The sequence below is a fragment of the Alteromonas sp. OM2203 genome (genome assembly GCF_048517045.1).
Taxonomy (GTDB): domain Bacteria; phylum Pseudomonadota; class Gammaproteobacteria; order Enterobacterales; family Alteromonadaceae; genus Alteromonas; species Alteromonas gracilis.
This window is the reverse complement of sequence record NZ_CP183209.1, coordinates 4,457,533-4,483,519: the sequence shown is the minus strand read 5'-3', so window position 1 is coordinate 4,483,519 and position 25,987 is coordinate 4,457,533. Positions and strand designations below refer to the sequence as shown.

Sequence of the window (25,987 nt, the reverse complement as noted above, 5' to 3'; positions counted from 1 at the left end):
AGAAACAGGTGTTGCAAACAAGGAGATAGTTAAGAGCGTCTAGTTGTCAGACGCTGTGCTCACCGCTTCATTTTGTTCTGCGCTCTCACTCTTTTCGTCAGCTTCACCGTCGTCTTCATCTTTACGGGTTCTATTATCGCCTAAGAAAAACTCATAGTAGAGGTCTAAGGCGAACTCTGATTGGTCTTCCAACGTGGTTTGGATAGCCTCTAAATAAAGGCTAGGTAACAATTGGTATTTGAGCGCCAGATCAGGGGGAAGTTGTCTGCGCCTTAAAGTGCTATTGGCGTCGTTGTTACTTAGTCCAACGTCCACATTATATTCCACCGATAAACGTTCGTTTATTTGACCAGTAACCGATAACCTATTTTCATTAGTACTTAAGCTGAAGTCATCAATGCCGAGTGCACTGCCTACTTGCCCCGTTAGGGTTTTGGTGTTTGACAGACCAAACCCTAAAAGTAATGCTGCATAGTTGGGGTCGGATGAACCCGAAGCATTGGGGCCTGAGCCTGTTAATAAGTAAGACAACACCCCCTGTTGATCCATCGCGGGTTCAGAAAATAAGTTAATGCTGGGTGAGTCGGCTGCGCCATCTATGCGAATACCTGCAATTACGTCATCATCGGTTTTAGCTGGGTCGCGAATGGCTTCCACCAGCAACAAAGGTTGATCGATAGGGCCGTTAAACTGTACCTCACCGGTTTGGATTATTAACTGTTGACCGTAAGCATTATAGCGGCCATTAATGATCTGTAAGTCACCATAGCCAACTAAAGCTGGCTGCGTATTGACTTTAATTCCACCGAATAAGCTTGCTGTTAACCCAAAGGCTTCAAGCTTTACCTCTTCGGTTTTGTTCTTGTCGATATTCACCATAACCGAGGCGTGAACAATATCTAACGGCTCTTCTCTTTCTGGTTCTCCACGCAAGTGAACGTCTTTTGACGGCGAAACTGCACTTTCAGGCAATGACTCTATTTCAATTCGCGCCCATGGAATATTTACTTCACCTTTTACATCCACTCGCTCTTGGGTAGCGACAATATCAATATCAGGTGACACTCTTAGTCGCACATTAGGTTGCCGGATTTCGAAGCTGTTACCTTTTAGATTGAAGTTGGCACTGGGTTTGGAAGACCAATCTAGCTCACCGGTTAGTGCGCCTTCACCCCCACCCAATACAAAGGTGCCATCTAGCGTGGCGGTTTGGTTATTTAGCGTCACTTTTTGGTTCCAATCTGCTAAAGAAACCGGCGTATCTTGAATATCAATCGCACCGTTTGAAACCGTAAGCTCACCGTTTAACGCAGGGTCGTCAATATAACCACTAAGCGTAATATTGCCGTTGAGCAAACCTGTTAGGGTTCTGATTGCAGGAGAAAGTGGCTTAAGAGGCGCTACATTTAGCCCCTCCATCACCAGCTTACCATCAAGGGGGATTCGCTGGTCAAAAGGGCGCGTATTTAGAGAAAGCGTTGCATCACCAATATCTTGGCTGGAGATAAGAGACGTGGACTCAAGCTGACCTTGCTTAATATTTCCTTTGGTTTCAATGGAGTTTATGGTGAGCGAAAGAGGCCTCGTTTCCCCTAACTGCCAAGCTGCAGAGGTCATTGATGCAGTAAAAGTCGCATCGATAGGGTCTTTAGCGGAGTAGCTGCCTTTAGTTTTAACCGTCAGTGTTGCTTCCGACGGGCTTGAAACGACGGTAGGCGCTAACTCATTTGCCCATAACCCTAGCGGTAGTGCGCTTGCTGTTACATCCCAGCTGGCTTTATCTTCTTGATAGTTTATGTTTGAAATACACAGTTCGCCTTCCTTCCGCGACGTCCAACAGTGCTGTCCAATCTTTGCTGTTGTCGGTGCAGTGCCGATATCAACGCTAAATGGGCTTGATAATGTCCACTGCATATTCGCAAGTTTTAACGCCGTATCGCTAATTTCAGCTACCCAATGGTTGTTCGACCATGCACCTTTGAGTGAAAGCGCTATATGATTGTTTGGTACCGCAAGTTCAATGTCGGCCTTGTGGTCGGAATAGGTTCCGTCAATAGTTATGTCGCCATTTAACGGCCCTTGTTGTGCAGCAGAAGCATTGATATTCGGCGTTACAGTCACACCCGAAAGGGCTAGCGTGCCGTTAGCGCGTGGGTTTTGCCAAGGGCCCGTCGCCTTTATATTGCCATTAATTGCACCAGAAACGTCGGGGTAAAGTCTATCAATGGCATTTACGTTAATCGCGATATCAGCATTTAAGTGCCGTTTATTAAGTACCTGAGCAATTGCACGAATGGCATTTTTTTCCAGTTCGTCTTCTTGAACAATATTGATATTCGTGACAAATAAATCACTGGGACCTGCATATACTGCATTGCCTTTCACTTTAAGTGGCCTACCTTGCAGGACACCAGAGATATTCAAATCTCTTAGGCTCATGTGTAGGCCGCCGGGCTCGGAGTATTGCAAAATACTGTCGATTGCGCCGTTCAGCTTTTCAGGAGCATAGGTGCTGAACTGTCGACCCGACACATTCTTCAGCGTTGTTTTGCCTTCCCAAGCAATACTTTCATTTAAATACAGGGTGCCTGTATTGGTTAAGCTGCCTTCTAATGTTTTCACGTTGGCTTGGTTAACATAAATATTGTTCTTTTTAAGCACCACATCCACAGACACCGGAACATCCCCAATGTCGGGTAAACTTGCCGCGCCATCGCCTTTTAGCGCATAGTCGCCCATTGTGCCGGTAAGGGTTAGTTGACCCTCTTTCAACGTGGCATTTTCCACTGTGGGTATGGCTTGCTTTGGCCAGTTTGCGGTGAATTCTATGGGCAGTTTGCTATCTAGCATATTGGCTATTAAATTAGCATTTGCCGTTATCGCTCCTTCGGAAGTGACTGACAGTGTTAGGTTATCTAGCGCTCCAGAGGCTGCTAGTGTCACTTTTTGTGATGTATCGTTTACCTTCGTTTTCGCATCTACAACAACATCTAACGGGTAGTTGCCGTCAAGTGTGGCGCTCACCTTTCCCTTCACTTCACCTTGGCTGTGTATCACGGCTATTTCATCAATGGCAACGTTGCTTTCTTTGAAGTGGGTTTCTAGCAGTGATATGAGTGAAATTTGCTGTTGGCTGTCTCCCTGAATGATCTGCAGGTCTTCTACAAGCAGCGTACCTAGCGAAAACGGAATAGGCGTAGCGATGGTTGGTAGTTCAGGTACCTCGTAATTTAAAGAGTAAGACGTGGGCAATGCGCTATCAGTATTCGGTGAATCTTCTTCTGCTTTTCCGGTTTTGGGGGCAGGGCTTTGAGACGCTGTCTTAGGGGCTGATTGCTGTGTATTGTTGGCAGAAGCAGTTGACGCGCCTTCCTCTGTATCTTTCGCTAACAAAGCTATACGAATGCCCTTAGTGGCTAGGCTGTCTAATACAAGGGCTTTATTTCCTTCAAAATCAACCAGCTCTAACTCGTCAATCTCAATTGTGGTGGTAAGCAAGGCAAGTTTGATATTTGAAAGCGCTAAGTAGCCAATATCAATGGGTAACGGCAGTTCAAGTTTATCGTTAGGCGATGTTTCGTTTTCGTCTGCGGGGGCGCTTGAACGCTGCGTTAGCGTCGCATTTTCTAATGTTAGTTCATTTAAGCAAACCCTAGGTTCAAATAAACAGCGCCAGGTAATGTCGATAAAGGCGTATTGCGCCTCAACTTTCCACTGAGGGTTCTCCCATTTAAGGTGATGAACTTCAAGGGTATCTGCAAATCCGCCGTCTATTGCGTCTATAGATAAATTATCAACGAACGTATTTGCCAGTAGCTTAACCGTTGGGCCACCTAATGGGCTAATCAGCAGAGCATATATGGCCACTAATAAAAAAATGGGAGAGAGTAAAATAGTAGAGAGCGTACGTTTTCTCATAGCTCAGGCCCTAACATAATGTGGAAGCCCCATGTTTTTTCATCTGGAGAAAAACCTCTGGCGATATAAACACGCACAGGGCCTATGGGAGAAAGCCAGTGAATGCCCGGACCAACGCCGTAAGTGAGCGTGGTGCTGGTATCATTAGTGGCAGTACCCGCATCAACAAAGGCTGCTACCCGCCAATTGTCTGCTACGCGATAAGCGTACTCTACGCTTGTGGTAACTAGATACTTTCCACCGATTGAATCGGGAACAAGATCACCGGTTTCTGGGTCTATAACATCTGCGGTGGGCGATATTTCTCTGTAGTCAAAGCCTCTTACGCTTTGGTCACCACCAGCGTAGAAACGCAGAGATGTAGGGACTTCATTGAAACTATTGGTTTTTATTGCGCCTGCTTCACCCCGTAACGATATTCTATGCACATCGTTGAAAGTGCGGATGAACATTGCTTCTACGACCGCTTTAGCAAAGTCAATATCTGAGCCATAGCCTTCTCTGCCAACTTGCGCCAACATCTGAATATAGCTCCCGTTGCTGATGTTAAGATCGCTGTCTTTTTCGCGATAAGTTAACGAGTAGCCCGGCAAGACAAGTGAAGTGGTGTTGGTATTAAGCTCACCTTGGTCGTAAGTTTCTCTTAAGTACGTTACAGAGCCATCATGCTGCCACGGTGAATCGTTTTTCTGCCAGTAGCGATGTGCAGATAATGAAAGTGTTTCACTTTCAAAAGACGTGTTGCTGTACTCAATAAACTGATAGCCCGCTTCGATACTGGCATAATCGCGAGTGATATTTTTCATGGGAATGCGATAATCTGCAGTAACAGACTGCTCGGGCTCTGAAATAAATATGTCAGATGAAATTGAGTGCCCTTTACTGTTTACCCATGGGCGCTCCCAGCCAAGGCGAACTCTTGGGCCAGTATCTGTGGCCGCACCAAGGGAGACATTAAAAGAGTCGGTAGGCCTGTGTTGAAGCGATACTTCAACCGGCACAAGTAAGCCATCGGCTTCACTCACCACAGGTCTGGCGATAACTCGATTAAAATATCCCGACTGATTCAAACGACGATTAAAATCAGACAGAACAGCAGACGAATAAGCGTCTCCTGATTCAAATGGTTTGAGGCGCTCTATAATCGCTTTTGCTTTGTCTTCACCAACAAACTTAAGCTCGCCAAATTGATATTGAGGGCCACTTTGCGCTATCAACAAAACGTTGGCTTGTTTTTCATCACGAACCAAATCCAGTCGAGTAGCTTGCCAGTGGAAGTCAAAATACCCATTTGAAAGAGCATAATTAAACATGGAGGACTTGAACGACTCATAGATAGTCTGGTTGAGTACATCGCCCTCTTTAAGCTTTAGTGAATTAAAACGCTCTCTAAATGCTTTGTCTTCACGACCAGCACCAATGATCTCACGGGTCACTTTGTTGATAGTTAAAGGCGCGTTTAACGTAATCTTTACCGAGACCTTGTCATCTTTCTCTATAACGACTTTCGTTTCACTATTGTAATATCCATAAGGTTGAACTGCCGTCGCAACGGTTTCACCCACTTCGTCTTGCCAATAAGGGTCGGTAAGTAGCGCCTTTTCTACATCTAGATTATTTAGATGAAGCTGAATATTGTTGCGCAGCTTACCGTTTTCTACGCCTTGTATGTTATAGGCAATCGGCTCTTGAGCATAAGCCACCGGCAACATAAAGCACGTGAAAATACACACAAATCCATATACCGAAAAAGAAATAGATTTGTGCATTCCCGTTATAAATTGTCGGAAAGGTTGGTCTTGCAAATTGGCAAGCCTGCTCCAAATTGAAGGCATGAAAAGGCTAAATCCTTAAGGTAACGCTAGGCTAAGACGCATACCGCTAAATGGTAAAGTCCGTGTACTGTACGCGATTAATAGTATCACAATTGCAATTTGTATCCCCAAAGTACGACGAGAGATCAAATAATTACGGTCACACCCAATGCATGAACGTAATGAAGCACGTTTTTTGTACATTCTTCGCTAAATTTGTATACTCGCTTTTTACCTTAGTTCGAAGCTAACCTTTGAACTAAGTTCCAATAAGAATAAAAAACAACAAGGGAATGTTATGTCTTACAAGAAGACGCAGTTATCTATCTCATTTTTTGCCGCAATTTTGCTTGCTTTGCCTTTGTCCTTAATAGGCGCAGAGCCTAGCGAGGGCAAACCTGCATACGAAGCTTTTAGTTCCTTGCCCACATACTGGACGCCGTCACTTTCGCCTGATGGTACAAAAATCGCGTTTGTGCAGAATGTTGAGCAAGAAGAAGCGTTTGCCATGCTTGCGACCTTTGATTTAGAAAAGGGGGAAAAGCATTACTTGCTTCGCTCTGACAATGAGCGAGTTAAAATAAACTGGTACAACTGGGTGAATAATGAACGCCTGGTGGTCAGCGCTCGCTATGAAACCCGACGCGGCACGACAAAAGTGCACGATACTCGCTTACTAAGTATAAAATTCGACGGCGAGGGTGGCGCATTCAATATGGTTGAATGGGAACGAATAAAGCGCCGCGCTGGAAACCCAAATCACATTCCACAGTTCCATGATGACGTTATCGACTGGCTTCCGGATGACCCAGACCATGTATTAATCGCATTAGATGCTGAGGTATTAGGGTTGCCTTCTGTATATAAAGTTAACGTTAATAACGGTAGTGTAAGTCGCATTATTCGCGGAAAAAAGCGCATTAGAGACTGGCTTACAGACCAACAAAGTAACGTACGTATTGGTATTTCTCTTAACTATGATACTGGCGAACGCGAGGTGTTCTTAAAGGAAGGTGATGATTGGCGAACCTTATTTGCCTATAACGCCATGACCGAAAAAGGTGAGTACCCTGTGGGCTTTGCGAAAGACCCCAATATACTCTATTTCAAAGGCTATAAAGGCGACTATCGCGCATTGTATACGTTAAATCTTAAGACTAATGAGCGAACAGAGGTGTTTGCCGATGACGGGTATGATGTAGACGGGAGTCTTATTTACTCACCCGTTACGCGAGATGCAATCGGTGTACGTCACGACGGCCGTTTTTATTGGGATGAGCGATATGTTGCCTTACAAAATGGTATTGATAGAGGGCTACCCGATTACGATAATACCTTGGTGAGTTTTAGCGACGATGAGCAGCGATATATCGTTTATTCAGAGTCTGACGTATTGCCTGGCGTATATTTATTGGGCGATCGCAAAAAAGGTAAGCTGGACGTGCTGTTTCAGCAATACAGTCAAATAGATTCTACTAAGTTGTCAGAGCATACCCTTATAGAGTACGAGGCGAGGGATGGCATTAAGATTGAAGCATACTTGACCTTACCAAAAGGCGAAGGCCCATTTCCAACGATCATTCACCCTCACGGCGGCCCAGGAGCACGAGACTTCAGCGGCTTCGACTATTGGACTGCGTACTTCACGTCAAAAGGCTATGCGGTCCTTAGACCAAACTTTAGGGGCTCAAGGGGGTATGGATATAGTTTTGCACAAAGCCAAATGAAAGGCTGGGGATTGGCTATGCAAGACGACATCACGGACGCCGCTAACTGGATGGTAAAACAAGGGCATGCTGAACAAGATAATATGTGTATTGTTGGCGCAAGTTACGGCGGTTATGCGGCGTTGATGGCAACGGTCAAAACCCCCGATTTATTTAAGTGCGCCGTAAGTTTTGCAGGTGTAAGCTCACTTAAACATGTCATCATTCACTCTCGCCGCTTCCTCAATAACGAATTTGTTAAAAATCAGATTGGCGATGATTTTGATGATTTGGAAGCGCGCTCGCCCTATTACAATGCAGAAGGCATTAAGACGCCTATTCTACTCGTGCACGGCGAAGAAGATCGCATCGTTCCGCCTCTTCACAGCCGCTACATGGCTGACGAATTAGAAGGCTATGACAAAGTCTTTAAGTATGTAGAACTTGAAAGTGGCGATCATCATCTGTCTATCCAACGTAACCGACACTTATTTTTCAAAGAAATGGATATGTTTTTAGATCAGTATTTGAAACCTGTTTCAAAGGACAATGCGGTGAAAGCTGGTGTTACCGTCGAATGATACCCGTTAAACGTGGCAGTATTTGAGACAAGCAAATCTAAACTGACGGCTTTTTGACCAGGTTTCAGGTATACTTGCTAAGGCGCGATTATTTCGCGCCTTTTTAATTTCCCTCATTCTATTTCATATTCGAGACTTTATGCCCCAGACATCTAATGGCGTATCTGAAGATACGGCAGTTGTGCAAAAGCCCGCCCTTGGCCTTGTTGAATTTGTTGCGTTAATGGCGACCATGACATCGCTAGTTGCTCTTAGTATAGATGCTATGCTGCCCGCACTTATCCAAATTGGTGAGTCACTAAATGTCGAGGAGGCGCATCATACTCATTTAATTGTAACCGTGTTCTTTTTAGGTATGGCGTTTGGACAAATGTTCTTTGGTCCATTCTCGGATAGCCGTGGCCGTCGTCTAACTATTCTGGTGGGCCTGTGTATTTTTGCTCTTGGTACCTTTGTATGTATGCTGGCCACCAACTTAGAGACCATGCTGGTGGGGCGGGTTATTCAAGCGTTTGGTGTTTCTGGTCCTCGTATCGCTTCAATGGCCATTATTCGTGACTTATACGTGGGTGATGCCATGGCAAAGGTCATGTCGTTTATCATGATGGTGTTTATATTGGTCCCTATGTTGGCGCCGATTATCGGCCAAACTGTGATGGAACTAACCTCTTGGTTCCATATATTCACTCTATTTTTGGTAGTCGCTACTATGGCTGGAATTTGGTTCTTCTCTCGCCAGGGGGAAACCCTGCCACGGGCAAGGCGCAGGAAGTTCTCGCGGGCACACTTTGTTAAATCATCAAAATTTATTCTGACCCACCCAGAAGTAATGGGTTACACCTTTGCCATGGGCTGTATTTTTGGGGCGTTTTTAGCGTATTTAAGCGCGTCACAAACCATATTTACCGTGTTTTACGATGTAGGTGAATGGTTCCCCTATATCTTCGCTACCCTTGCCTTTTCTATCGGTCTTGCCTCTTATTTTAACGGTAAAATGGTCATGCGGTTTGGTATGCGAAAGCTCTGTCGATTTGCCCTTAAAGGTGTGAACGCTTTTGCGGTGGTGTATTTAGCGCTGCTGTTTGCCTACGATGGTCTGCCGCCATTAATTCCTACCGTGGCTGTTATGTTTGTTGGCTTTTTCTTTGTGGGTATTTTATTTGGTAATTTAAACGCAATGGCCATGCAGCCGCTAGGGGATATGGCAGGTTTGGGTGCCGCAATTATTGGCTGCTTTTCAAGCTTGTTCTCGGTTCCCGTAGCGCTTGTTGTCGATAGTTTTTTGGATGGGAACTTGATGCCAATAGGTTGGGGCTTTCTGATCTTTTTTGCGCTGGCTTATGCATCAGTTCGTTTCGCTGAGCGCGTTCGCGAAAGTGCGGTCTAGAATATGTTGTAGAGGTTTGCCAATATAATGGTGGTGTGGCTAAAAGCACAAGTAAGAGCTGCGCTCAGTTATTAACAGGCATAAAAAAGCCCGACCAAAATGGTCGGGCAAGAGGGCTTAGTTAAGCACCTAACGACAGAAACTGTCCTAACAACTGTCTTACACTACAATAGCTTTCATGTCAGTCATGTAGCCACGCAAAGTCTTACCTACTGATTCCACACCGTGTGAACGGATGGCTTCGTTAATTTCAACAAGGCGTTTGTTCTCTACTTGATTTGAAGTAGTCGCTAAACCCTTACCGATAACGCTGGTATCAATGCTAGGCATAAATTTCTCACGCAAAATCGGAATTGCTGCGTTAGCAAACAAATAGTTTCCGTACTCTGCTGTATCTGAAATAACCACGTTCATTTCATACAAACGCTTACGTGCGATTGTGTTAGAAATTAGCGGTGTTTCATGCAGTGATTCGTAGTACGCAGACTCAGGCAGGATTCCAGCTTCTACCATCACGTCGAACGCAACTTCAACACCACATTTGATCATGGCAACCAGTAAGATGCCGTGGTCAAAAAATTCTTGTTCGCTGATTTCACCTTCGTAAGCTGGTGCATTTTCAAACGCGGTCTCACCGGTTTCTTCACGCCACTTAAGTAGGTTCGCATCGCCATTTGCCCAGTCTTCCATCATGGTGCGAGAGAACTCACCGCTGATGATGTCGTCTTGGTGCTTTTCAAATAGCGGACGAAGTAAATCAGTTAGCTGCTCAGAAAGCTCAAAAGCCTTTACTTTTGCAGGGTTTGAAAGACGGTCCATCATGTTAGTAACGCCGCCAATCTTAAGTGCTTCAGTAATGGCTTCTAGACCGTACTGGATTAATGCACCTGCGTATCCTGGGTCAATGCCGTCATCAACCATTTTCTCGAACGCAAGTACCGCAGCAACTTGTTGCATACCACATAAGATGGTTTGCTCGCCCATAAGGTCAGATTTAACTTCAGCCACAAATGATGACTCAAGTACGCCTGCGCGGTCACCGCCGGTAGCACTAGCAAGTGCTTTCGCCTGCTCCCAACCTTTACCTTCAGGGTCGTTTTCTGGGTGCACAGCAATTAGTGTTGGTACACCAAAACCACGCTTATATTCTTCACGTACTTCAGAGCCTGGACTTTTCGGCGCACACATAATTACTGTGATATCGCTACGAATTTGCTGGCCTTCTTCAACAATGTTGAAGCCGTGTGAATAACCTAACGTTGCACCTTTTTTCATAAGCGGCATTACTGCCTCTACTACACTTGCGTGCTGCTTATCAGGTGTTAGGTTGTAAACTACATCAGCTTCTGGAATAAGCTGCTGATATGTACCAACAGTAAATCCATTGCTTGAAGCGCGTTTGTAAGAGTCGCGTTGCTCATCGATGGCCGCTTGACGCAGCGCATAAGAAACATCTAACCCTGAGTCACGCATGTTCAGGCCTTGGTTAAGGCCCTGCGCGCCGCAGCCTACAATGACAATTTTCTTGCCTTTTAAGAACTGACAGCCGTCAGCGAATTCATCGCGTGCCATGAAACGGCAGCGGCCAAGCTGGTCTAACTGCTGGCGAAGTGACAGGGTGTTGAAATAATTAGCCATAAAAATTTCCGAACAACATTCATTTTTGTCAATATCAAACACCGACCTTGGCGTTGACAGACCTCGTCTATGACGACTTGGTAGTGAGACTAAAAGATTTCTTTTGTTTTGGAAAATGATATATTTGCAAGATAATATTGCAAATAGTGAAATGTTCATGGATTTTCGTAGCCTTCAACTCTTTAACCACTTGGCCACTAGCCTACATTTTGGTGTTACTGCAGAGGCCATGTATGTATCACCGTCTACCCTTAGCCGTGTGATACAGCGCCTTGAAGACGAGTTGGGCTGTAGCCTATTTAAACGTGATAATCGCAAAGTTGCGCTTACCCATAGCGGCCACAAGCTCCTGTCGTTTTCTAAACAAGCATTGCAAGAATGGCAGCAATTAAAAGTAGATTTAAAAGAAGATAACGACGCACTACAGGGTGAACTCAGCGTATTTTGTTCGGTGACGGCCAGTCAAAGTCATTTGCCCGCTATGCTAAGGCAGTTCAGGCAGCAGCACCCAGGCGTCGATATTCGCCTTATCACTGGCGATCCAGCTCTTGCGATAGAAAAAGTAAAAGGTAAACAGTGCGACCTGTCTATTGCTATCTACACACCTGATATGCCCACGGATTTACATTTTACCGCGTTAGACAATGTACCTTTGGTACTTATAGCCCCGCGAGAGTGGCGATTGACTCAGCTGAATCAGTTAGATTGGACCAAACACCAAGTTATCATGCCTGAAACGGGCCCTACGCGCCGCACTGCCTATCACTGGTTTGCCGAACACGGTATTCGCCCTAACGTTTATGCCTATGTAGGCGGTAACGAAGCTATCGTAAGCATGGTGGCACTAGAATGCGGTGTAGGCTTTGTACCTAAAGTGGTACTTGATCACTCCAGTATGGCCAACGCAGTAACACAAATTCCAGTAGCAGATATAGAGCCTTACGCGCTCGGATTGTGCTGCTTGCAAGATAAACAAAACGAGCCGCTTATTAACGCTTTTATGCAGCTTAACGTTTAATATGCCGTAACCGTAATTAGCTCGTACTTAACTGTTTAATGAGGTTATCAAGCGCGCGATAGCCCAATGCTTCTGCAATATGTGCCCGCGATACCGCTTTTTCATCTTCAAGGTCCGCAATAGTTCTGGCGACTTTTAACGTGCGATGGAATACCCGCATAGACAAATTGAGTTGCTTTGCTGCAGCTTGAAGAAAGCGCAAATCAGCCTCATCAAGAAGGCAGATATCCGCCAGTTCTCCAGCATGCAGCGCACCGTTTGGCTTTCCTTGACGTTGTTCTTGTTTATACCTGGCTGCGATAACCCGTTCTCGCGTGGCGTGCAGGGAGTCATCTGGCCTATTACCACGCTCTGGTAAGTCATAATCAGGCAGCCGAGGCACTTCCACCTGAATATCTATTCTGTCAAGAAGCGGGCCCGATAACCGGTTTAAGTAGTTAAGCTGCTGCTGCGGTGTCAGCCGGTTGTCGTCAATATCGCCTGTGGGGCTTGGGTTCATCGCTGCTACCAACTGAAAATTAGCCGGATACGTCGCACTTCCTGAAGCTCTAGACAAATGCACGTCGCCAGTTTCAAGTGGTTCGCGCAGTACATCCAACGCTTTGCGGCCAAATTCGGGAAGTTCGTCTAAAAATAAAATACCGTTATGGGCCAGCGATATTTCGCCCGGTACAGGATTGGACCCGCCGCCAGTTAACGCCACGGCAGAACTTGTATGGTGTGGCGAGCGCAAGTGGCGTGTGAGAAATCGTTCAGCATGCAGTTTTTCGCCTTTAACTGAATGAATGGCGGCGACTTCCAGCGCTTCTTCCTCGCTCATATCCGGCAGTAGCGACAGCATTCGGCTAGCGAGCAGGCTCTTTCCCGTACCAGGAGGGCCAACCATAAGTAAATTGTGTGCGCCACTTGCTGCAATAATTAGGGCCCGTTTAGCCTGTTCCTGACCGATAATGTCATCCCATCCGGTATTAGAGATACCCGATGAATGTGAGGTAAAAGGCTGACCCTTTGCGAGCTTTTTATTGCCAGTAAGGTGTTCATAAACAGAAAGCAAGTCAAACGCGGGAAAGCGTGTTGCATGGGAAACCAAAGCGGCTTCAACATCATTATCACCTGGATACACCAGCGCGATATCTTCGTTAGCCGCCGCCATTACCACTGGAATAAGGCCATTAACGGGCTTGATTTCACCATTCAAAGCAAGCTCGCCGACAAAGGCGATATTTAATAAGCTGATATCTGAAATATAGCCCGAGGCGGCTAAAATGCCTACGGCGATAGGAAGGTCGAATCGCCCGCCGAATTTGGGAATATCTGCAGGTGCTAAATTTACGGTTATTCGTTTGGCGGGAAATTCAAAGCCACTGTTGATTAAAGCGCTGCGTACCCGCTCTCGTGCTTCTTTTACACTGGTTTCTGCCATCCCGACCAGTTGAAAAGCAGGTAGGCCATTAGCCAGGTGAATTTCTACACTTACCTCTGGTGCAGACACGCCCTGCCCCGCAAAGGTTTTAACCACAGCCATTCCCATAGGTAAGCCACCCTCTTCTGTACGCTTATTGTTAGAGATAATGAAAATTAAAAACGGCAAGGCCAACATGTTTCGCTCTCGCCCGAATTGGGTAAACTCTAGTGAGAGCGCAACAAAGATGTAACTGTACTTACGGCGGGAATGACGAGAGGAAGACGCTAAGCACAGGTCGAAAACACCATACTTAGCAAAGGCAACCTAAGTGCTAGTGATGATCGTTGTAGAAAACAGGAAGCTGCCAGTGCCAACGCATGGCGCCGAGTCTAAACAATACGGTTGTAACAAGGGCGGCGATACCGCACCACTGTGTTGCAAGGTCAAACTGTAAGCCTATGCCGTAAACGATGCCGCCAGCAATACAGGTCATCGCATAAAGCTCGCCGTTTAGTACGAGCGGTACCTCGCGGCAGATAACGTCTCGTAATAAACCACCAAACACGCCCGTAATGGTGCCCATAGCAACTGCCACTGCCATACCTGTGTCGTTGGCTAAGGCTTTTTCTATACCTACGACGTTAAATAACGCGAGCCCAAAAGCGTCGGCTATTAGTAGGTAGTGAAAGGGAAAGCGAGGGCTTATTCGCAGCCATATGATAGGAATAAAAGCGGCAATAAGCGTGGTGTATAAATAATCGGTGTCGGCAATCCAAAATACGGGAACATCTAACATCACATCACGAAGCGTACCTCCGCCAATGGCGGTAGCACTAGCGAGGACCACCACGCCAAACCCATCCATACGCTTTTGATAGGCCATAAGGGTGCCGGAAATTGCACATACAGCAACACCCGCTAAGTTAAGCCAATGAAACCAATCGAACATGTTTTCTACCCTTTTACTGCCCTTAAGAACTCGCTTTTTCTACCGCAAAAACTTGATCGAACCGTACATTTCATGCTATTTCTTTGCCCAATAACAACACGTCGTTTAAACGTGTGTTGATATAAGGGGTAAAGCCATAACCTCTTACGAACAACATTTCATTTTTATAATACCAATGGAAAGCGGTATTGTAAGTCAAATATATTATTAAAAAACAAAGCGCTACCAATAAGTTAGTAGTTATGCTTTGTCGCCCTTCGCTTGAAAGACCTAAGATGATTTAACACATCATCATTATGACACGCAATTACGAGTAAAACAGCGCGTATTGGAACGACCCAACGCAAGGCTGGTTTGCCACTGTTTTTTCAAAGTTTCACAAAAAAGGTCTAGCATTTAAACCTAGACCTTAAATTAACGGGAAGGATTTATGCCCAAGTTACGTTCTGCAACTACCACGCAAGGTAGAAATATGGCCGGCGCTCGCGCGTTATGGCGCGCAACTGGAATGAAAGACTCTGATTTTGGAAAGCCTATTATTGCAATTGCAAACTCATTTACGCAGTTTGTACCGGGGCACGTTCACCTTAAAGACCTCGGTCAGCTAGTCGCGCGCAGCGTCGAGGAGGCCGGTGGTGTAGCGAAAGAGTTCAACACTATTGCGGTGGACGATGGTATCGCCATGGGGCACAGCGGTATGCTGTACAGCCTCCCTTCTCGTGAAATCATCGCTGATGCAGTGGAATATATGGTAAACGCGCACTGCGCTGATGCCATAGTGTGTATCTCTAACTGCGACAAGATCACGCCGGGAATGTTAATGGCGTCTATGCGTCTTAACGTTCCAGTTGTCTTTGTATCGGGCGGCCCGATGGAAGCCGGTAAAACTAAGCTTTCCGATCAGATTATTAAGCTTGATCTAGTAGATGCTATGGTAGCCGCGGCCGACGATAAGGTAAGCGATGCTGATACCGATGAAATTGAGCGCTCGGCCTGCCCTACCTGTGGTTCATGCTCTGGTATGTTCACTGCTAACTCTATGAACTGCTTAACTGAAGCGTTAGGTTTATCACTGCCGGGTAACGGCTCTATGCTGGCTACTCATGCCGACCGCGAAGGCTTGTTCAAACAAGCAGGTAAGCAAATTGTTGAGCTTTGTAAGCGTTATTATGGCGATGATGATGAAAGCGTTTTGCCGCGCAATATTGCAAACTTCAAAGCCTTTGAAAATGCTATGAGCTTAGATATTGCAATGGGTGGTTCAACAAACACCATTTTGCATTTGCTCGCAGCGGCAATGGAAGGTGAAGTGCCTTTTACTATGGCAGACATCGATCGATTGTCTCGTAAAGTGCCTCATTTATGCAAAGTGGCGCCTTCTACGCCAAAATACCACATGGAAGATGTACACCGCGCGGGTGGCGTGCTAGGTATTTTGAACGAGCTAAATAAGGCGGGCCTGCTGAATACTGATGTTAATCACGTTTTAGGTAAACCGCTTACCGACGTTATCAGCGAATGGGACATCACGAACCCAGAAAACAAAGACGCGATTACTTTTTATCGTGCGGGCCCTGCGGGTATTCGCACAACTAAAGCCTTTAGCCAAGATTGTCGCTGGGATGAAGCCGATGACGACCGCGAAAACGGCTGCATCCGCTCTGTAGAGAATGCGTTCAGCCAAGAAGGTGGTCTTGCTGTGCTCTATGGAAACTTGGCCGAAGATGGCTGTATTGTTAAAACCGCAGGTGTGGACGAGTCTATTCTAAAATTCAACGGAACTGCCCGTATTTATGAAAGCCAGGACGATGCGGTAGCAGGTATTTTAGGCGACGAAGTAAAAGCAGGTGATGTGGTTTTTATTCGTTATGAAGGCCCTCGTGGCGGGCCGGGTATGCAAGAAATGTTGTATCCAACGTCATACTTGAAATCTAAAGGACTAGGTAAGCACTGCGCCTTGGTAACCGACGGGCGTTTTAGTGGCGGCACTAGCGGCTTGTCTATCGGGCATTGCTCACCAGAAGCCGCTAGCGGCGGTGGTATTGGTCTTGTCGAAGATGGCGATAAAATCGAAATCGATATTCCTAACCGAAGTATCAATATCGCCATCAGCGATGAAGAACTTGCAGAACGTCGCGCAAAAATGGAAGCAAGCGATAAGCCTTGGAAACCTAAAAACCGCGTGCGTGAAGTTTCCACATCACTTAAAACCTTTGCCGCGTTAGCAACCAGTGCCGATAAGGGTGCAGTGCGCGATGTCAGTAAGCTGGAAAATTTGTAATGACAGCAACACACGTTAGCGATCACGAGTACTTAAAGAAGATTTTGCTTGCCCCCGTTTACGATGTTGCTGTGGCCAGTGAGCTTTCTTATATGTCTTTGCTTTCGGCTGAACTGGGTAATGAAATCTTTCTAAAACGGGAAGATCAGCAGCCAGTAAAAAGCTTTAAACTGCGCGGTGCGTATAATCGTATTTGCTCGTTAAGCGAAAAACAGCTTCAAGCTGGCGTTATTGGCGCATCAGCGGGTAATCATGCCCAAGGCTTAGCGTATAGTGCAAAAATGAAAGGCATTCAGGCGACCATCGTCATGCCGGAAACCACACCCGATATCAAGGTCGACGCAGTACGCCGCTTTGGCGGTGAAAACGTCAATGTGGTATTGCACGGTACCAGCTTTGACCAAGCAAGCAATCACGCCAAAGCACTATGTGAAACCCATGGTTATACCTTCGTACCGCCCTTCGACGACCCTGATGTTATTGCAGGGCAAGGTACGGTTGCACGAGAGCTGCTAGAGCAAAATCCAAATCTTGATATTTTGTTTATTGCCGTTGGCGGCGGTGGCTTAGCCGCGGGTATTGCGGTGTACCTAAAGCAATTAAAGCCAAGCATAAAAATTGTTGCGGTTGAGTCGGAAGAGTCGGCTTGTTTTATTAAGGCAAAAGCACAAGGCGAGCCTACTGAGCTCGAAAGCGTCGGCATCTTTGCCGATGGCGTTGCCGTTAAAATTATGGGTCAAGAGACCTTCCGCCTGTGTAATCGTTTAGTGGATGAAACCATCACCGTTACTAACGATGAAATTTGTGGCGCAATCAAAGATATCTTCGATGATACGCGTGTTATTGCTGAGCCTGCGGGCGCGCTTTCGGTGGCGGCAATTCGCAAATATGCCAAGCAGCACGAGCTCAAGGGTAAAAAGCTAGGCGGTATTCTGTGTGGGGCAAACATAAACTTTCATACACTTCGCTATGTATCTGAACGCTGTGAGCTCGGTGAACAAAAAGAAGCGGTATTTGCGGTTAAAATTCCTGAAACTAAAGGTGCGTTTAAACAGTTTTGCGAGTGCGTTGGGGCTAAAGCGATTACCGAATTTAACTATCGCTATGCAAGTGAAAGCGAAGCGCACATTTTTGTGGGGGTTAAGCTTAAAGGCGGACAGCAAGAGTTTGCTGCGCTGCAAGGTGACCTTGAAAGCAAAGGGTATGACTGCGTTAACTTAACCGACAATGAATTAGCAAAACTTCATGTTCGACATATGGTGGGGGGCCGCCCGCCAACCATACTCAACGAACAAGTGTTTAGCTTTGAGTTTCCAGAGCGACCCGGTGCCTTACTGAATTTCCTAAACACATTGGGCGAACAGTGGAACATTACGCTGTTTCACTATCGCAACCATGGCGCAGCGGAAGGTTTGGTATTGGCTGGATTTGATATTGCCCCTGAGAGCCGTGACGACTTTAATCAGCACGTCGCAGAACTTGGTTACAAGGTAGAAGAGGTAACAGATAATCCGGCTTATCGCTTTTTCTTGTCTCAACCTGCCTAGAAATATTGCTAAGTAAATGCTTGGCTGAACCCGTTTTCGCTTTGCATTGTTTCACGTTAAGCCCAGGCTTACCGAGGAGCGATGCAAAGCGACATTACGCGCAACCTCACCTAATTTAAAAGCCAATGTGTAATCACGCTGGGTACGCTTAGACCTAGGTTTATTTGATGTTGTCACAAAGAAGTCCTCTTTATGTCAACCTATTTCAGGATGGGATATGCCGCATAAAAAAGCCCATGTTTCTACATGGGCTTTTGCTTTTAAAAGCGAATATCCGTCGTGAACAGTACTACTCAGCCGGACCGTTAAGCGCTACGTTTTCTAAGTGCTGCATCATTTCAGGCCAAATGAGGGCCATGACGTCTTGACGAAGGGCCTCACACTCTTCTGAGTATTTGAGACTGCCATCTTTTTCAGAATCTAACCAATGGTTTTCTTTAAGTGCACCAATGAAACTAGACAGTACATTCTTGTCGTAAAACTCTGGTGAGCTTAGCCCGTAAAGCGCAGACAAGCGCTCTGCAACTTGCTTGCTCTCGCGCTCTAGTGCGCTACGGCTTATTACTTTTTCTTTATCAAGAATAGTCAGTACTACGGCATAACGCTGCAATGTTTCCTGCATACAACGGCTCAACAGCCATGCTGAATGGAATTCTTTACAGTGCGCATCCGGAGGAAGAAGCTCTCCTTCTTTTTGACGTAAAAGTCCATTATCTAACAGAGCCGTGACCAGTGCATCGGTATGGGCAAGGGCTTCATCTTGGGTAAGGTGCAAAAACAGTTCTTTTTGCAATAAAGGGTAAAGCGCTGCAATAAGCTGCAGTATTTCGTTCTTCGTTGCCCCTTTCTTCGCGAAAACAGACGCCATAACCAAGCCTGGAATTGCAAACAAGTGCAAAATATTATTTCGATAATAGGTAAGGTAAACCGCTGACTTAGGCTGAGGACTAATTAGCCTGCCATAATCGTCTTCTTTTATATCAAAGCGACCGAGTTTTAGCGTATCGCGCAGCAATTCTTCCGCCGTCGATTCTGGGATTGTTGCATCTTCACTAAAGGGGACTGCCTTAAACAAATCCATAAAATCGCCGATGGCTTGTTTTAACTCAGACTCGCTCATAGTTTGAGTTTTTGAAGACAACAAACACAGCGAGGTTAGCGCCATGCCGTTTAACGCAGCAGCGCGGTTTATGCGAGTCATAACGTTGTTTGCTAATTCATTAACCGCTGGCGTTAACCACGCAGGCTTTTTCTCAGGCTCAGCATCGCGACAGTCACGCCAGTTTGGCACATGAGTTTCGAGAAACTGGTTGAGCGCGATTGGTTCACCAAAGTTAACATAACCGTGGCCGTAGTTTTTTAGTTTACGAATGGCTGAGAACACCTGAAGATTAGACTCTTTTTTCTTCTTAGAGCCTTTAAGTTCATTGAGGTAACTCTTTACTTCCATTACATTTTCGTAGCCAATGTAAACAGGCACGATGCTGACTGGGCGATTAACCCCTTTAAGCATGGCTTGAATGGTCATGGCTAGCATGCCTGTTTTCGGCGGTATCAAACGACCGGTGCGGCTGCGGCCACCTTCTGGGTAATACTTTACTGAATAACCCTTATTGAACAGTAACTCTAAATATTCTCTAAATACGGCAGTGTATAGCTTGTTACCTGCGAAACTGCGGCGTAGGAAGAACGCTCCGCCACGACGAAACATTTTGCCCACAGGCCAAAAATTGAGATTTATGCCCGCTGCAATATGTGGCGTTACCATACCTTCATGATAAATCACGTAAGTCAGCAACAGGTAATCCATATGGCTACGGTGACAGGGCACGTAAATAATCTCGTGGCCGTTTGCGGCTAGCTCACGAATACGGTCTGCATGACCTACGCTAATACCGTTATATATCTTGTTCCAAATGCGGGTGAGCAGCCTATCACCGAACCTGATCAGTCCCTCACGGTAATCTGCAGCGATTTCCGTGATATAGCCTTGAGCTGTCTCTTTTGCTTTCTCGTGAGACACTTTCTTGCTTCGTGATTCTTCAGCAATGGCTCGACGAACTGCATCAGAGCCCAACACACTATTATTTAGTTCTTGCCGCTCTAACAACGTAGGGCCAGTCATACTTTGGCGTTTGCGCTGAAAGTGAGTGCTTGCTACTCGCACTAGTTTGTGAGCAATGCTTTGATCGCTGCCATGTTGGTTAGACATCGCTCGTGCTGACACTGCTTTGGAATAGTTGATGAAGTTATCACGGCCCAAAAATAACACGATGAATAACTTGCGAAGCCAGCTTGGTGCTGCGGCTTCTGTGATCAAGTCACTCAAGCCTGGATTACCACGACCGGGAGCTCTTCCCCACGTTACATATACAGGCACGACCTGCAAATCCAAGTTTTCATGGTCTCTGTGCAAATGAAAAAGGTCAGTAAAAACCTCTTCGATACCCGTATCTTTCGGTGATGAGCGAAAAATGGGTTGGGTTTTTCGCAGAAACAGTGTCGATGAATATTCCCTGCCCGCTAGCGTGAGCGTTTCGGTTGGACTAGGTAAACCTAGCGCTTCGGTCGACATTCTCAATGCGAGCTGGTCTGTCACTGAGTTTGAGGGAAGAAGATAAACAATCGGCTTGCTTTTATCTATTCCAAGTTCGGTCTCAACGTTTACTGGGATACTGTGGGCTTTTACCAGTAACTTAACAGGATAATGAAATACCGACAGGAGGGCTTTTCGCATCCACGACATGAATTGTGTAATCCTATGAAATAAAAACGGGTGAAGTGTAACATAATCGCTTTACGATCTCGCGATATGCCATTTTCATTGCTGTAATGACTAGATCATAGCGCACAAGTTCAAAAACTTGTCCTCCTTTTATTTAGTAAACGTTTTTCACTACTCCGCTTATACTTTTTTACTACCCATAATGCCCCGTATTTTGTTGCTATACCGAGTCACTGTTACTACTTTTTATATAGGTAAAAATTAATGAGCTACACGTAGTGAACGATCAATCTCGTTTAAAAACCATTGACGATTTCATGCTGAACAGTGAATTACCTTTGGACTTAGATGACCTAATGGTGATTCTTGCTGAGGCATATCAAGTTCCGATAGCGCTTATAGGTATTGTAGGTCAATACGAAGAAACGTTTAAAGCCAAATTCGGTACAGATTTAGCTCGTATAAATCGAGAGCATGCTTTTTGCAGCCGCGTGGTAGACGAAAAGAAACAACTTGTCGTGTGCAACGCCAATGAAGATCCCCGTTTTTCAGATAACCCTTTGGTTACTGGCGAACCCAATATTTGTTTTTACGCGGGAACTCCCTTGAAAATAAATAACCAAGTGGTTGGCGCGGTCTGCCTGATTGATAGTAAGCCGCGGGAGATGGACGAGAAGCGTTTGAAGTTATTAGAAAGAGTGGGTGCATTAGTCAGCCAGCACATATCTCTTTCACGAGAACATGAAGTGCTGAAGAGGGAGCATGGCCTAATAGAAAAGTCTCCTATTGTTTTAGCGACATGGCGATACGACACCTCATTACGGTTAGTTCATATATCAAATAACAGTGAACGAGTGTTGGGCATTTCAGCCCACGATTTGCTTGAGGGCTTGGTTGAGCTTAGCGATGTTATAACACAGGAAGCGGATAATGCGTTTACCTTTGCTATGCAGGCACACATGGAAGGGGTTGAATCTCATTCATGTCGTTTACAAATCACTACGCCTAGCAGAACTATTTGGGTGAGTATGATCTCGACTGCGAATTTTAGAGAGGATGGTGCGTTATATTCCGTACAGGCATTTCTATTTGATACGAGTGATCAAAAATACGTCGAAGATAAGCTGAATAAGACAAACCAGAGAATGCGTTTATTGTTAGAAGCTTCGGAGTTAGGTACATGGGATTGGAATTTAGCCGCCGACGTTAATCAAGTAAATAAGCGATGGTGCGATATTGTTGGTATTGAATATGAATATTACGATACCAGCGCGCGTTTTTTTCGGCAGCTTATTCACCCTGCTGACTACGTTAATGTAGAAAAAATGCTTCACGATCATTTGAAAGGCAAAACAAGTATTTTCAATACGACGTTTCGTATGAAACATACTAATGACTCATGGGTTTGGGTGGAAAGCTACGGGAAAACGGTAGAAACCGATGAAAGAGGAAGGCCAGTCCGTATTGCAGGCATTCATCGCGATATTACCGAGAGGATGGAGCGAGAGCTTCACGAGAAGAAAAAGACCCAGCTACTTCAGTTTATCAATAAGACCCGAGCGTCTTACCTACAAAATAATGATTTGACCTTGGCCTGCCAGACAGTACTGCCTGAATTAATTGATATTTCTGACAGTCAATTCGCATTTATAGGTCAAATGAAGGGAGAGGGGGAAACGTCACGGCTTTTCATACATGCCATATCCGAAATAGTGTGGGATAGCAGTAGCTTCACTCAATATAATGAATACAAAAAGCGAAATTTGTATTTTAGTAATTTCAATAATCTTTTCGGAACCACCATTGTGACGGGCGAAGTGACCATTAGCAATGTATCGGGAAGTCACCCTAACTCTAAAGGGGTACCTAAAGGCCATCCGCGAATAAGTCGATTTTTAGGATTGCCGATAAAGATTAAAGACAGAGTGGTGGGAATGATTGGGCTAGCGAACAAGTTTGACGTTTATACCGTCGAAGATGCTGAGTTTTTACAGCCCCTGTTAGACGCCCTTGCAGGGCTTTTCTATGCTGTCGAGCAAGAAGAAGGAAGAGCCATTGCAGAAGAAAAGCTGCGCCGGTTAGCGATGACCGACTCTTTAACAGGGTTGTACAACCGCCGTGCTTTTTTAGATGAATGTGATACGGTGTTACAAAGGCACGGCAGTGGCTGCGTTGCCATCATCGACGTGGATCATTTTAAAAAGGTTAACGACACCTACGGGCACGATGCCGGCGATCAAGCGCTTATCATGATTGCAGGTAAGATTGCTAAACAAAATCAGGCGCCTGGCGTGGTAGCGCGACTTGGTGGGGAGGAGTTTGCGCTCGTCGTTTTTGGTGAAACCAAAGAAGAAATACATGTCCAATTAGAGGCTTTGCGCATCGCTGTTGAGGAAAGCACGCTCACCTATGAATCGGACAAAATAAGCCTAACTATTAGTATAGGGGCTGCATTCATTGAGGACACGTTTGGCATAGACTTTAGCTCGCTTTTATCTGATGCCGATAAATCACTGTATTTAGCGAAAGAAAAAGGAAGAAACAAGGTGGTTTGGGTGAGTTAAGGGCAAAAGACAAGGCAAGTGCTTGTTATTTGTTTTTAGGTGTATATACTTACAGGAACTGTATGAACAGACAGGTCTTTTATGCGCCCACTCACAGCTCGACAAACTGAAGTTTTAGAACTAATCAAGACAACTATGCAAGAAACGGGTATGCCGCCTACCCGTGCTGAAATTGCTCGTCAACTTGGCTTCCGATCTGCTAATGCAGCCGAAGAACATTTAAAGGCGCTGGCGCGAAAAGGCGTGATAGAAATTCTTCCGGGCACGTCCCGAGGCATCAAGCTAAATATTCCTCTTGAGAGTGAAGCGGCTGAGGAAGAAGGTTTGCCGCTTATAGGGCGCGTTGCCGCTGGTGAGCCTATTCTGGCGCAAGAGCATGTCGAATCGCACTATAAGGTAGACCCAGCGTTGTTCAAGCCTCAGGCTGACTTTTTACTTCGTGTAAACGGCATGAGCATGAAGGACATCGGTATTTTAGACGGAGATTTGCTAGCGGTTCATCGCACGACGGATGTTCACAATGGTCAGGTTGTTGTTGCCCGTGTAGACGAAGATGTTACGGTTAAGCGCTTGGAAAGGCGAGGCCGTGAAGTATTGCTACATGCTGAAAATGAAGAGTTTGCGCCAATTAAAGTTGATCTCGCTAACGAGCCGTTTGCCATTGAAGGTATCGCGGTGGGCGTTATTAGAAACGCAGACTGGATGTAAGGTTTTAGCAACTTTGATTAAAAGCGGCGCATTAGCCGCTTTTTTTATGCCTCTTTATCCCCTCCCCACTCATCGTATTGGCAACTTAGGGTTTAATGTCTTGGTAAAAGTACTCAGCATTACTGCTCTATTTTTGATTAATTTCGCCGGTATTGAAATTGCTATTTGTTGCTGAGACAGTCAATTCCGAATTCGAGCGCTGTTTGAAAGTGATGTTTACTCGCTAAATACTTTCCTATTTTTTAGTAATTTAGAATAAAAGTATCGCCGACCCCGTGTTCAAAATGAGCGTTTAATCTCAACGCCCATCAAGTTATGGCGGCCTCAACGTTACTCGCCTTATGTCATGCTATGCAATTCTCAAATGATTAAATTTTGACCGTTTCATTAAATTTTTAATAGAAAAGACTAGACGGCGCGACATTATTGAGCAATTCTTATACAGAGATTAACAAAATAATAACAATGACTCTAAATTTGTTTTACAAGTTGAGGTAAAGGGTCAAGCGTTCGCAATTCATTTGGTAGGGTATCGCGCTCAGAGAAGGCGTCTTCAGTCCTACCATTACGGAGGTGCTGAGTGAAACAACAAACGACCATATTGGCAAAGTGGTGTGCAACCATATCAGCTTTGCTTTTCTCTTCATTGCTTTTCGCACAGGAAACGGCAGAAGAAGTTTCTTCATTGAACTTGAGGCGCGGCGCGACCGATATCAGTGGCCAAGTATATGACCTTCATATGCTGATGTTTTTCATTTGCGTCGGCATTGCGGTAGTGGTTTTTGGCGTAATGTTTGTTTCTATGTATTTACATAGAAAATCTCGAGGCGCCAAGCCAGCAAATTTCCATGAAAATGTAAAAGTGGAAATTGCATGGACAGTTATCCCCTTTCTCATACTTATCTTTATGGCGGTTCCCGCAGCGAACACCCTCATTGCCATGGAGGATACCACTGAACCCGATATGACGGTGCTAGTAACGGGTTCGCAGTGGAAATGGCACTACAAGTACATGGATAGCGACGTGGAATTCTATTCACTTCTAGCTACTCAGCGGGAACAAATCGAAAACAAGTTTGCAAAAACAGATAACTATTTGTTGGAAGTCGATCGCCCGCTTGTCATTCCTACGGGCAAAAAAGTTCGTTTTCTTATTACTTCTGACGACGTGATTCATTCTTGGTGGGTACCTGACTTCGCCGTGAAGAAAGACGCAAATCCCGGGTTCATCAATGAGTCGTGGGCGAAAGTAAACGAACCGGGAATTTACCGCGGACAGTGCGCAGAACTTTGCGGAAAAGATCACGGTTATATGCCGGTTGTAGTTATCGCCAAAGAGCCTGCTGAGTTTGATAAATGGATGGGTGAACAAGAGGAAAAGGTTCGTCGGGCGAAAGAAGAAGAACAGCGATTACTTTCAATGAACATGTCAATGGATGAGTTGATGAAAGAGGGCGAGCGCGTCTATAACGCTACGTGTGCCGCCTGTCATATGCCTAACGGTGAAGGTTTGCCAGGCGTATTTCCTGCGTTAAAGGGCAGCAAAATGGCCCTTGAAGATCAAAAAGGCCATATTGATATCGTGCTTCACGGTAAATCGGGCACGGCGATGCAGGCATTTAACAAAATGCTTAGCCTAAAAGAAATAGCGGCGGTGGTTACCTATGAACGAAATGCATGGGGAAACAATACCGGAGATATGGTTCAGGCCAAAGATGTCAACGCTGTGGCAAACGGAAACTAGGA

General features: G+C 45.6%; 14 protein-coding genes. 8 read left to right on the top strand and 6 right to left on the bottom strand.

The window, feature by feature from the left end:
• Positions 1-39: 39 nt before the first annotated feature.
• Positions 40-3,918 carry a translocation/assembly module TamB domain-containing protein gene (locus ACM0P2_RS19615; protein WP_419227050.1) on the bottom strand — a complete coding sequence of 1,293 codons (3,879 nt, stop codon included), beginning with the start codon at positions 3,916-3,918 and terminating at the stop codon, positions 40-42.
• Positions 3,915-5,630 (bottom strand): autotransporter assembly complex protein TamA, encoded by a 1,716-nt coding sequence (locus ACM0P2_RS19610; protein WP_419227721.1) that lies wholly within the window; start codon positions 5,628-5,630, stop codon positions 3,915-3,917. Before ACM0P2_RS19610 ends, ACM0P2_RS19615 begins: the two co-directional genes overlap by 4 nt.
• 400 nt (positions 5,631-6,030) lie before the next feature.
• On the opposite strand from ACM0P2_RS19610, the gene ACM0P2_RS19605 reads away from it, so the two are divergent.
• Together ACM0P2_RS19605 and ACM0P2_RS19600 are read left to right on the top strand one after the other, a co-directional pair.
• Complete coding sequence (locus ACM0P2_RS19605) at positions 6,031-8,019, top strand: alpha/beta hydrolase family protein (RefSeq protein ID WP_236547113.1); 1,989 nt, start codon at positions 6,031-6,033, stop codon at positions 8,017-8,019.
• 139 nt (positions 8,020-8,158) lie between these two features.
• Positions 8,159-9,406, top strand: a complete 1,248-nt coding sequence (locus ACM0P2_RS19600) for a multidrug effflux MFS transporter (protein ID WP_173359255.1) — start codon at positions 8,159-8,161, stop codon at positions 9,404-9,406.
• 159 nt (positions 9,407-9,565) lie between these two features.
• On the opposite strand, the gene ilvC is transcribed toward ACM0P2_RS19600, so the two are convergent.
• Positions 9,566-11,044 (bottom strand): ketol-acid reductoisomerase, encoded by a 1,479-nt coding sequence (gene ilvC, locus ACM0P2_RS19595; protein ID WP_159118666.1) that lies wholly within the window; start codon positions 11,042-11,044, stop codon positions 9,566-9,568.
• A 157-nt stretch (positions 11,045-11,201) separates the two neighbouring features.
• Between ilvC and ilvY the strand changes: the two genes are divergently transcribed.
• The gene (gene ilvY / locus ACM0P2_RS19590; protein ID WP_105932706.1) at positions 11,202-12,062 is read left to right on the top strand and encodes an HTH-type transcriptional activator IlvY; all 861 of its coding nucleotides are present in this window, start codon (positions 11,202-11,204) and stop codon (positions 12,060-12,062) included.
• A gap of 16 nt (positions 12,063-12,078) precedes the next feature.
• Here ilvY and ACM0P2_RS19585 read toward each other — a convergent pair whose 3' ends face one another.
• Both ACM0P2_RS19585 and ACM0P2_RS19580 read right to left on the bottom strand, forming a co-directional pair.
• On the bottom strand, positions 12,079-13,593 hold the full coding sequence (locus ACM0P2_RS19585) for a YifB family Mg chelatase-like AAA ATPase (RefSeq protein WP_159118699.1): 1,515 nt from the start codon (positions 13,591-13,593) through the stop codon (positions 12,079-12,081).
• A 205-nt stretch (positions 13,594-13,798) separates the two neighbouring features.
• The gene (locus ACM0P2_RS19580) at positions 13,799-14,416 is read right to left on the bottom strand and encodes a trimeric intracellular cation channel family protein (RefSeq protein ID WP_105932441.1); all 618 of its coding nucleotides are present in this window, start codon (positions 14,414-14,416) and stop codon (positions 13,799-13,801) included.
• Positions 14,417-14,846: 430 nt separating this feature from the next.
• Between ACM0P2_RS19580 and ilvD the strand changes: the two genes are divergently transcribed.
• Both ilvD and ilvA read left to right on the top strand, forming a co-directional pair.
• The gene (ilvD, locus tag ACM0P2_RS19575; protein WP_173359254.1) at positions 14,847-16,697 is read left to right on the top strand and encodes a dihydroxy-acid dehydratase; all 1,851 of its coding nucleotides are present in this window, start codon (positions 14,847-14,849) and stop codon (positions 16,695-16,697) included.
• Positions 16,697-18,244, top strand: coding sequence for a threonine ammonia-lyase, biosynthetic (gene ilvA, locus ACM0P2_RS19570; protein ID WP_419227049.1), 1,548 nt, complete (start codon positions 16,697-16,699; stop codon positions 18,242-18,244). The genes ilvD and ilvA overlap by 1 nt, the downstream gene beginning before the upstream one ends.
• Positions 18,245-18,533: 289 nt before the next feature.
• Here the strand turns inward: ilvA and plsB are convergent, their stop codons facing one another.
• Complete coding sequence (gene plsB / locus ACM0P2_RS19565; protein WP_419227048.1) at positions 18,534-20,990, bottom strand: glycerol-3-phosphate 1-O-acyltransferase PlsB; 2,457 nt, start codon at positions 20,988-20,990, stop codon at positions 18,534-18,536.
• Positions 20,991-21,247: 257 nt separating this feature from the next.
• On the opposite strand from plsB, the gene ACM0P2_RS19560 reads away from it, so the two are divergent.
• The 3 genes from ACM0P2_RS19560 to coxB all read left to right on the top strand — a co-directional run bounded on the left by ACM0P2_RS19560 (position 21,248) and on the right by coxB (position 25,985).
• Positions 21,248-23,533, top strand: coding sequence for a diguanylate cyclase (locus ACM0P2_RS19560; protein WP_159118659.1), 2,286 nt, complete (start codon positions 21,248-21,250; stop codon positions 23,531-23,533).
• 81 nt (positions 23,534-23,614) lie between these two features.
• Complete coding sequence (lexA, locus tag ACM0P2_RS19555; RefSeq protein ID WP_105932446.1) at positions 23,615-24,241, top strand: transcriptional repressor LexA; 627 nt, start codon at positions 23,615-23,617, stop codon at positions 24,239-24,241.
• Between the two features lie 580 nt (positions 24,242-24,821).
• Entirely contained in the window at positions 24,822-25,985 is a 1,164-nt protein-coding gene (gene coxB, locus ACM0P2_RS19550) for a cytochrome c oxidase subunit II (protein ID WP_159118657.1), read from the top strand.
• The last annotated feature ends 2 nt before the right edge of the window (positions 25,986-25,987 follow it).

Bases quoted from the DNA above. Each gene is read 5' to 3' on its own strand.
- ACM0P2_RS19615 (WP_419227050.1), bottom strand. From the start codon at position 3,918: ATGAGAAAACGTACGCTCTCTACTATTTTACTCTCTCCCATTTTTTTA.
- lexA (WP_105932446.1), top strand. From the start codon at position 23,615: ATGCGCCCACTCACAGCTCGACAAACTGAAGTTTTAGAACTAATCAAG.
- ilvD (WP_173359254.1), top strand. From the start codon at position 14,847: ATGCCCAAGTTACGTTCTGCAACTACCACGCAAGGTAGAAATATGGCC.
- ACM0P2_RS19580 (WP_105932441.1), bottom strand. From the start codon at position 14,416: ATGTTCGATTGGTTTCATTGGCTTAACTTAGCGGGTGTTGCTGTATGT.
- ilvC (WP_159118666.1), bottom strand. From the start codon at position 11,044: ATGGCTAATTATTTCAACACCCTGTCACTTCGCCAGCAGTTAGACCAG.
- ACM0P2_RS19600 (WP_173359255.1), top strand. From the start codon at position 8,159: ATGCCCCAGACATCTAATGGCGTATCTGAAGATACGGCAGTTGTGCAA.
- plsB (WP_419227048.1), bottom strand. From the start codon at position 20,990: ATGTCGTGGATGCGAAAAGCCCTCCTGTCGGTATTTCATTATCCTGTT.
- ilvA (WP_419227049.1), top strand. From the start codon at position 16,697: ATGACAGCAACACACGTTAGCGATCACGAGTACTTAAAGAAGATTTTG.
- ACM0P2_RS19585 (WP_159118699.1), bottom strand. From the start codon at position 13,593: ATGGGAATGGCTGTGGTTAAAACCTTTGCGGGGCAGGGCGTGTCTGCA.
- ACM0P2_RS19610 (WP_419227721.1), bottom strand. From the start codon at position 5,630: ATGTTGCCGGTGGCTTATGCTCAAGAGCCGATTGCCTATAACATACAA.
- ilvY (WP_105932706.1), top strand. From the start codon at position 11,202: ATGGATTTTCGTAGCCTTCAACTCTTTAACCACTTGGCCACTAGCCTA.
- ACM0P2_RS19605 (WP_236547113.1), top strand. From the start codon at position 6,031: ATGTCTTACAAGAAGACGCAGTTATCTATCTCATTTTTTGCCGCAATT.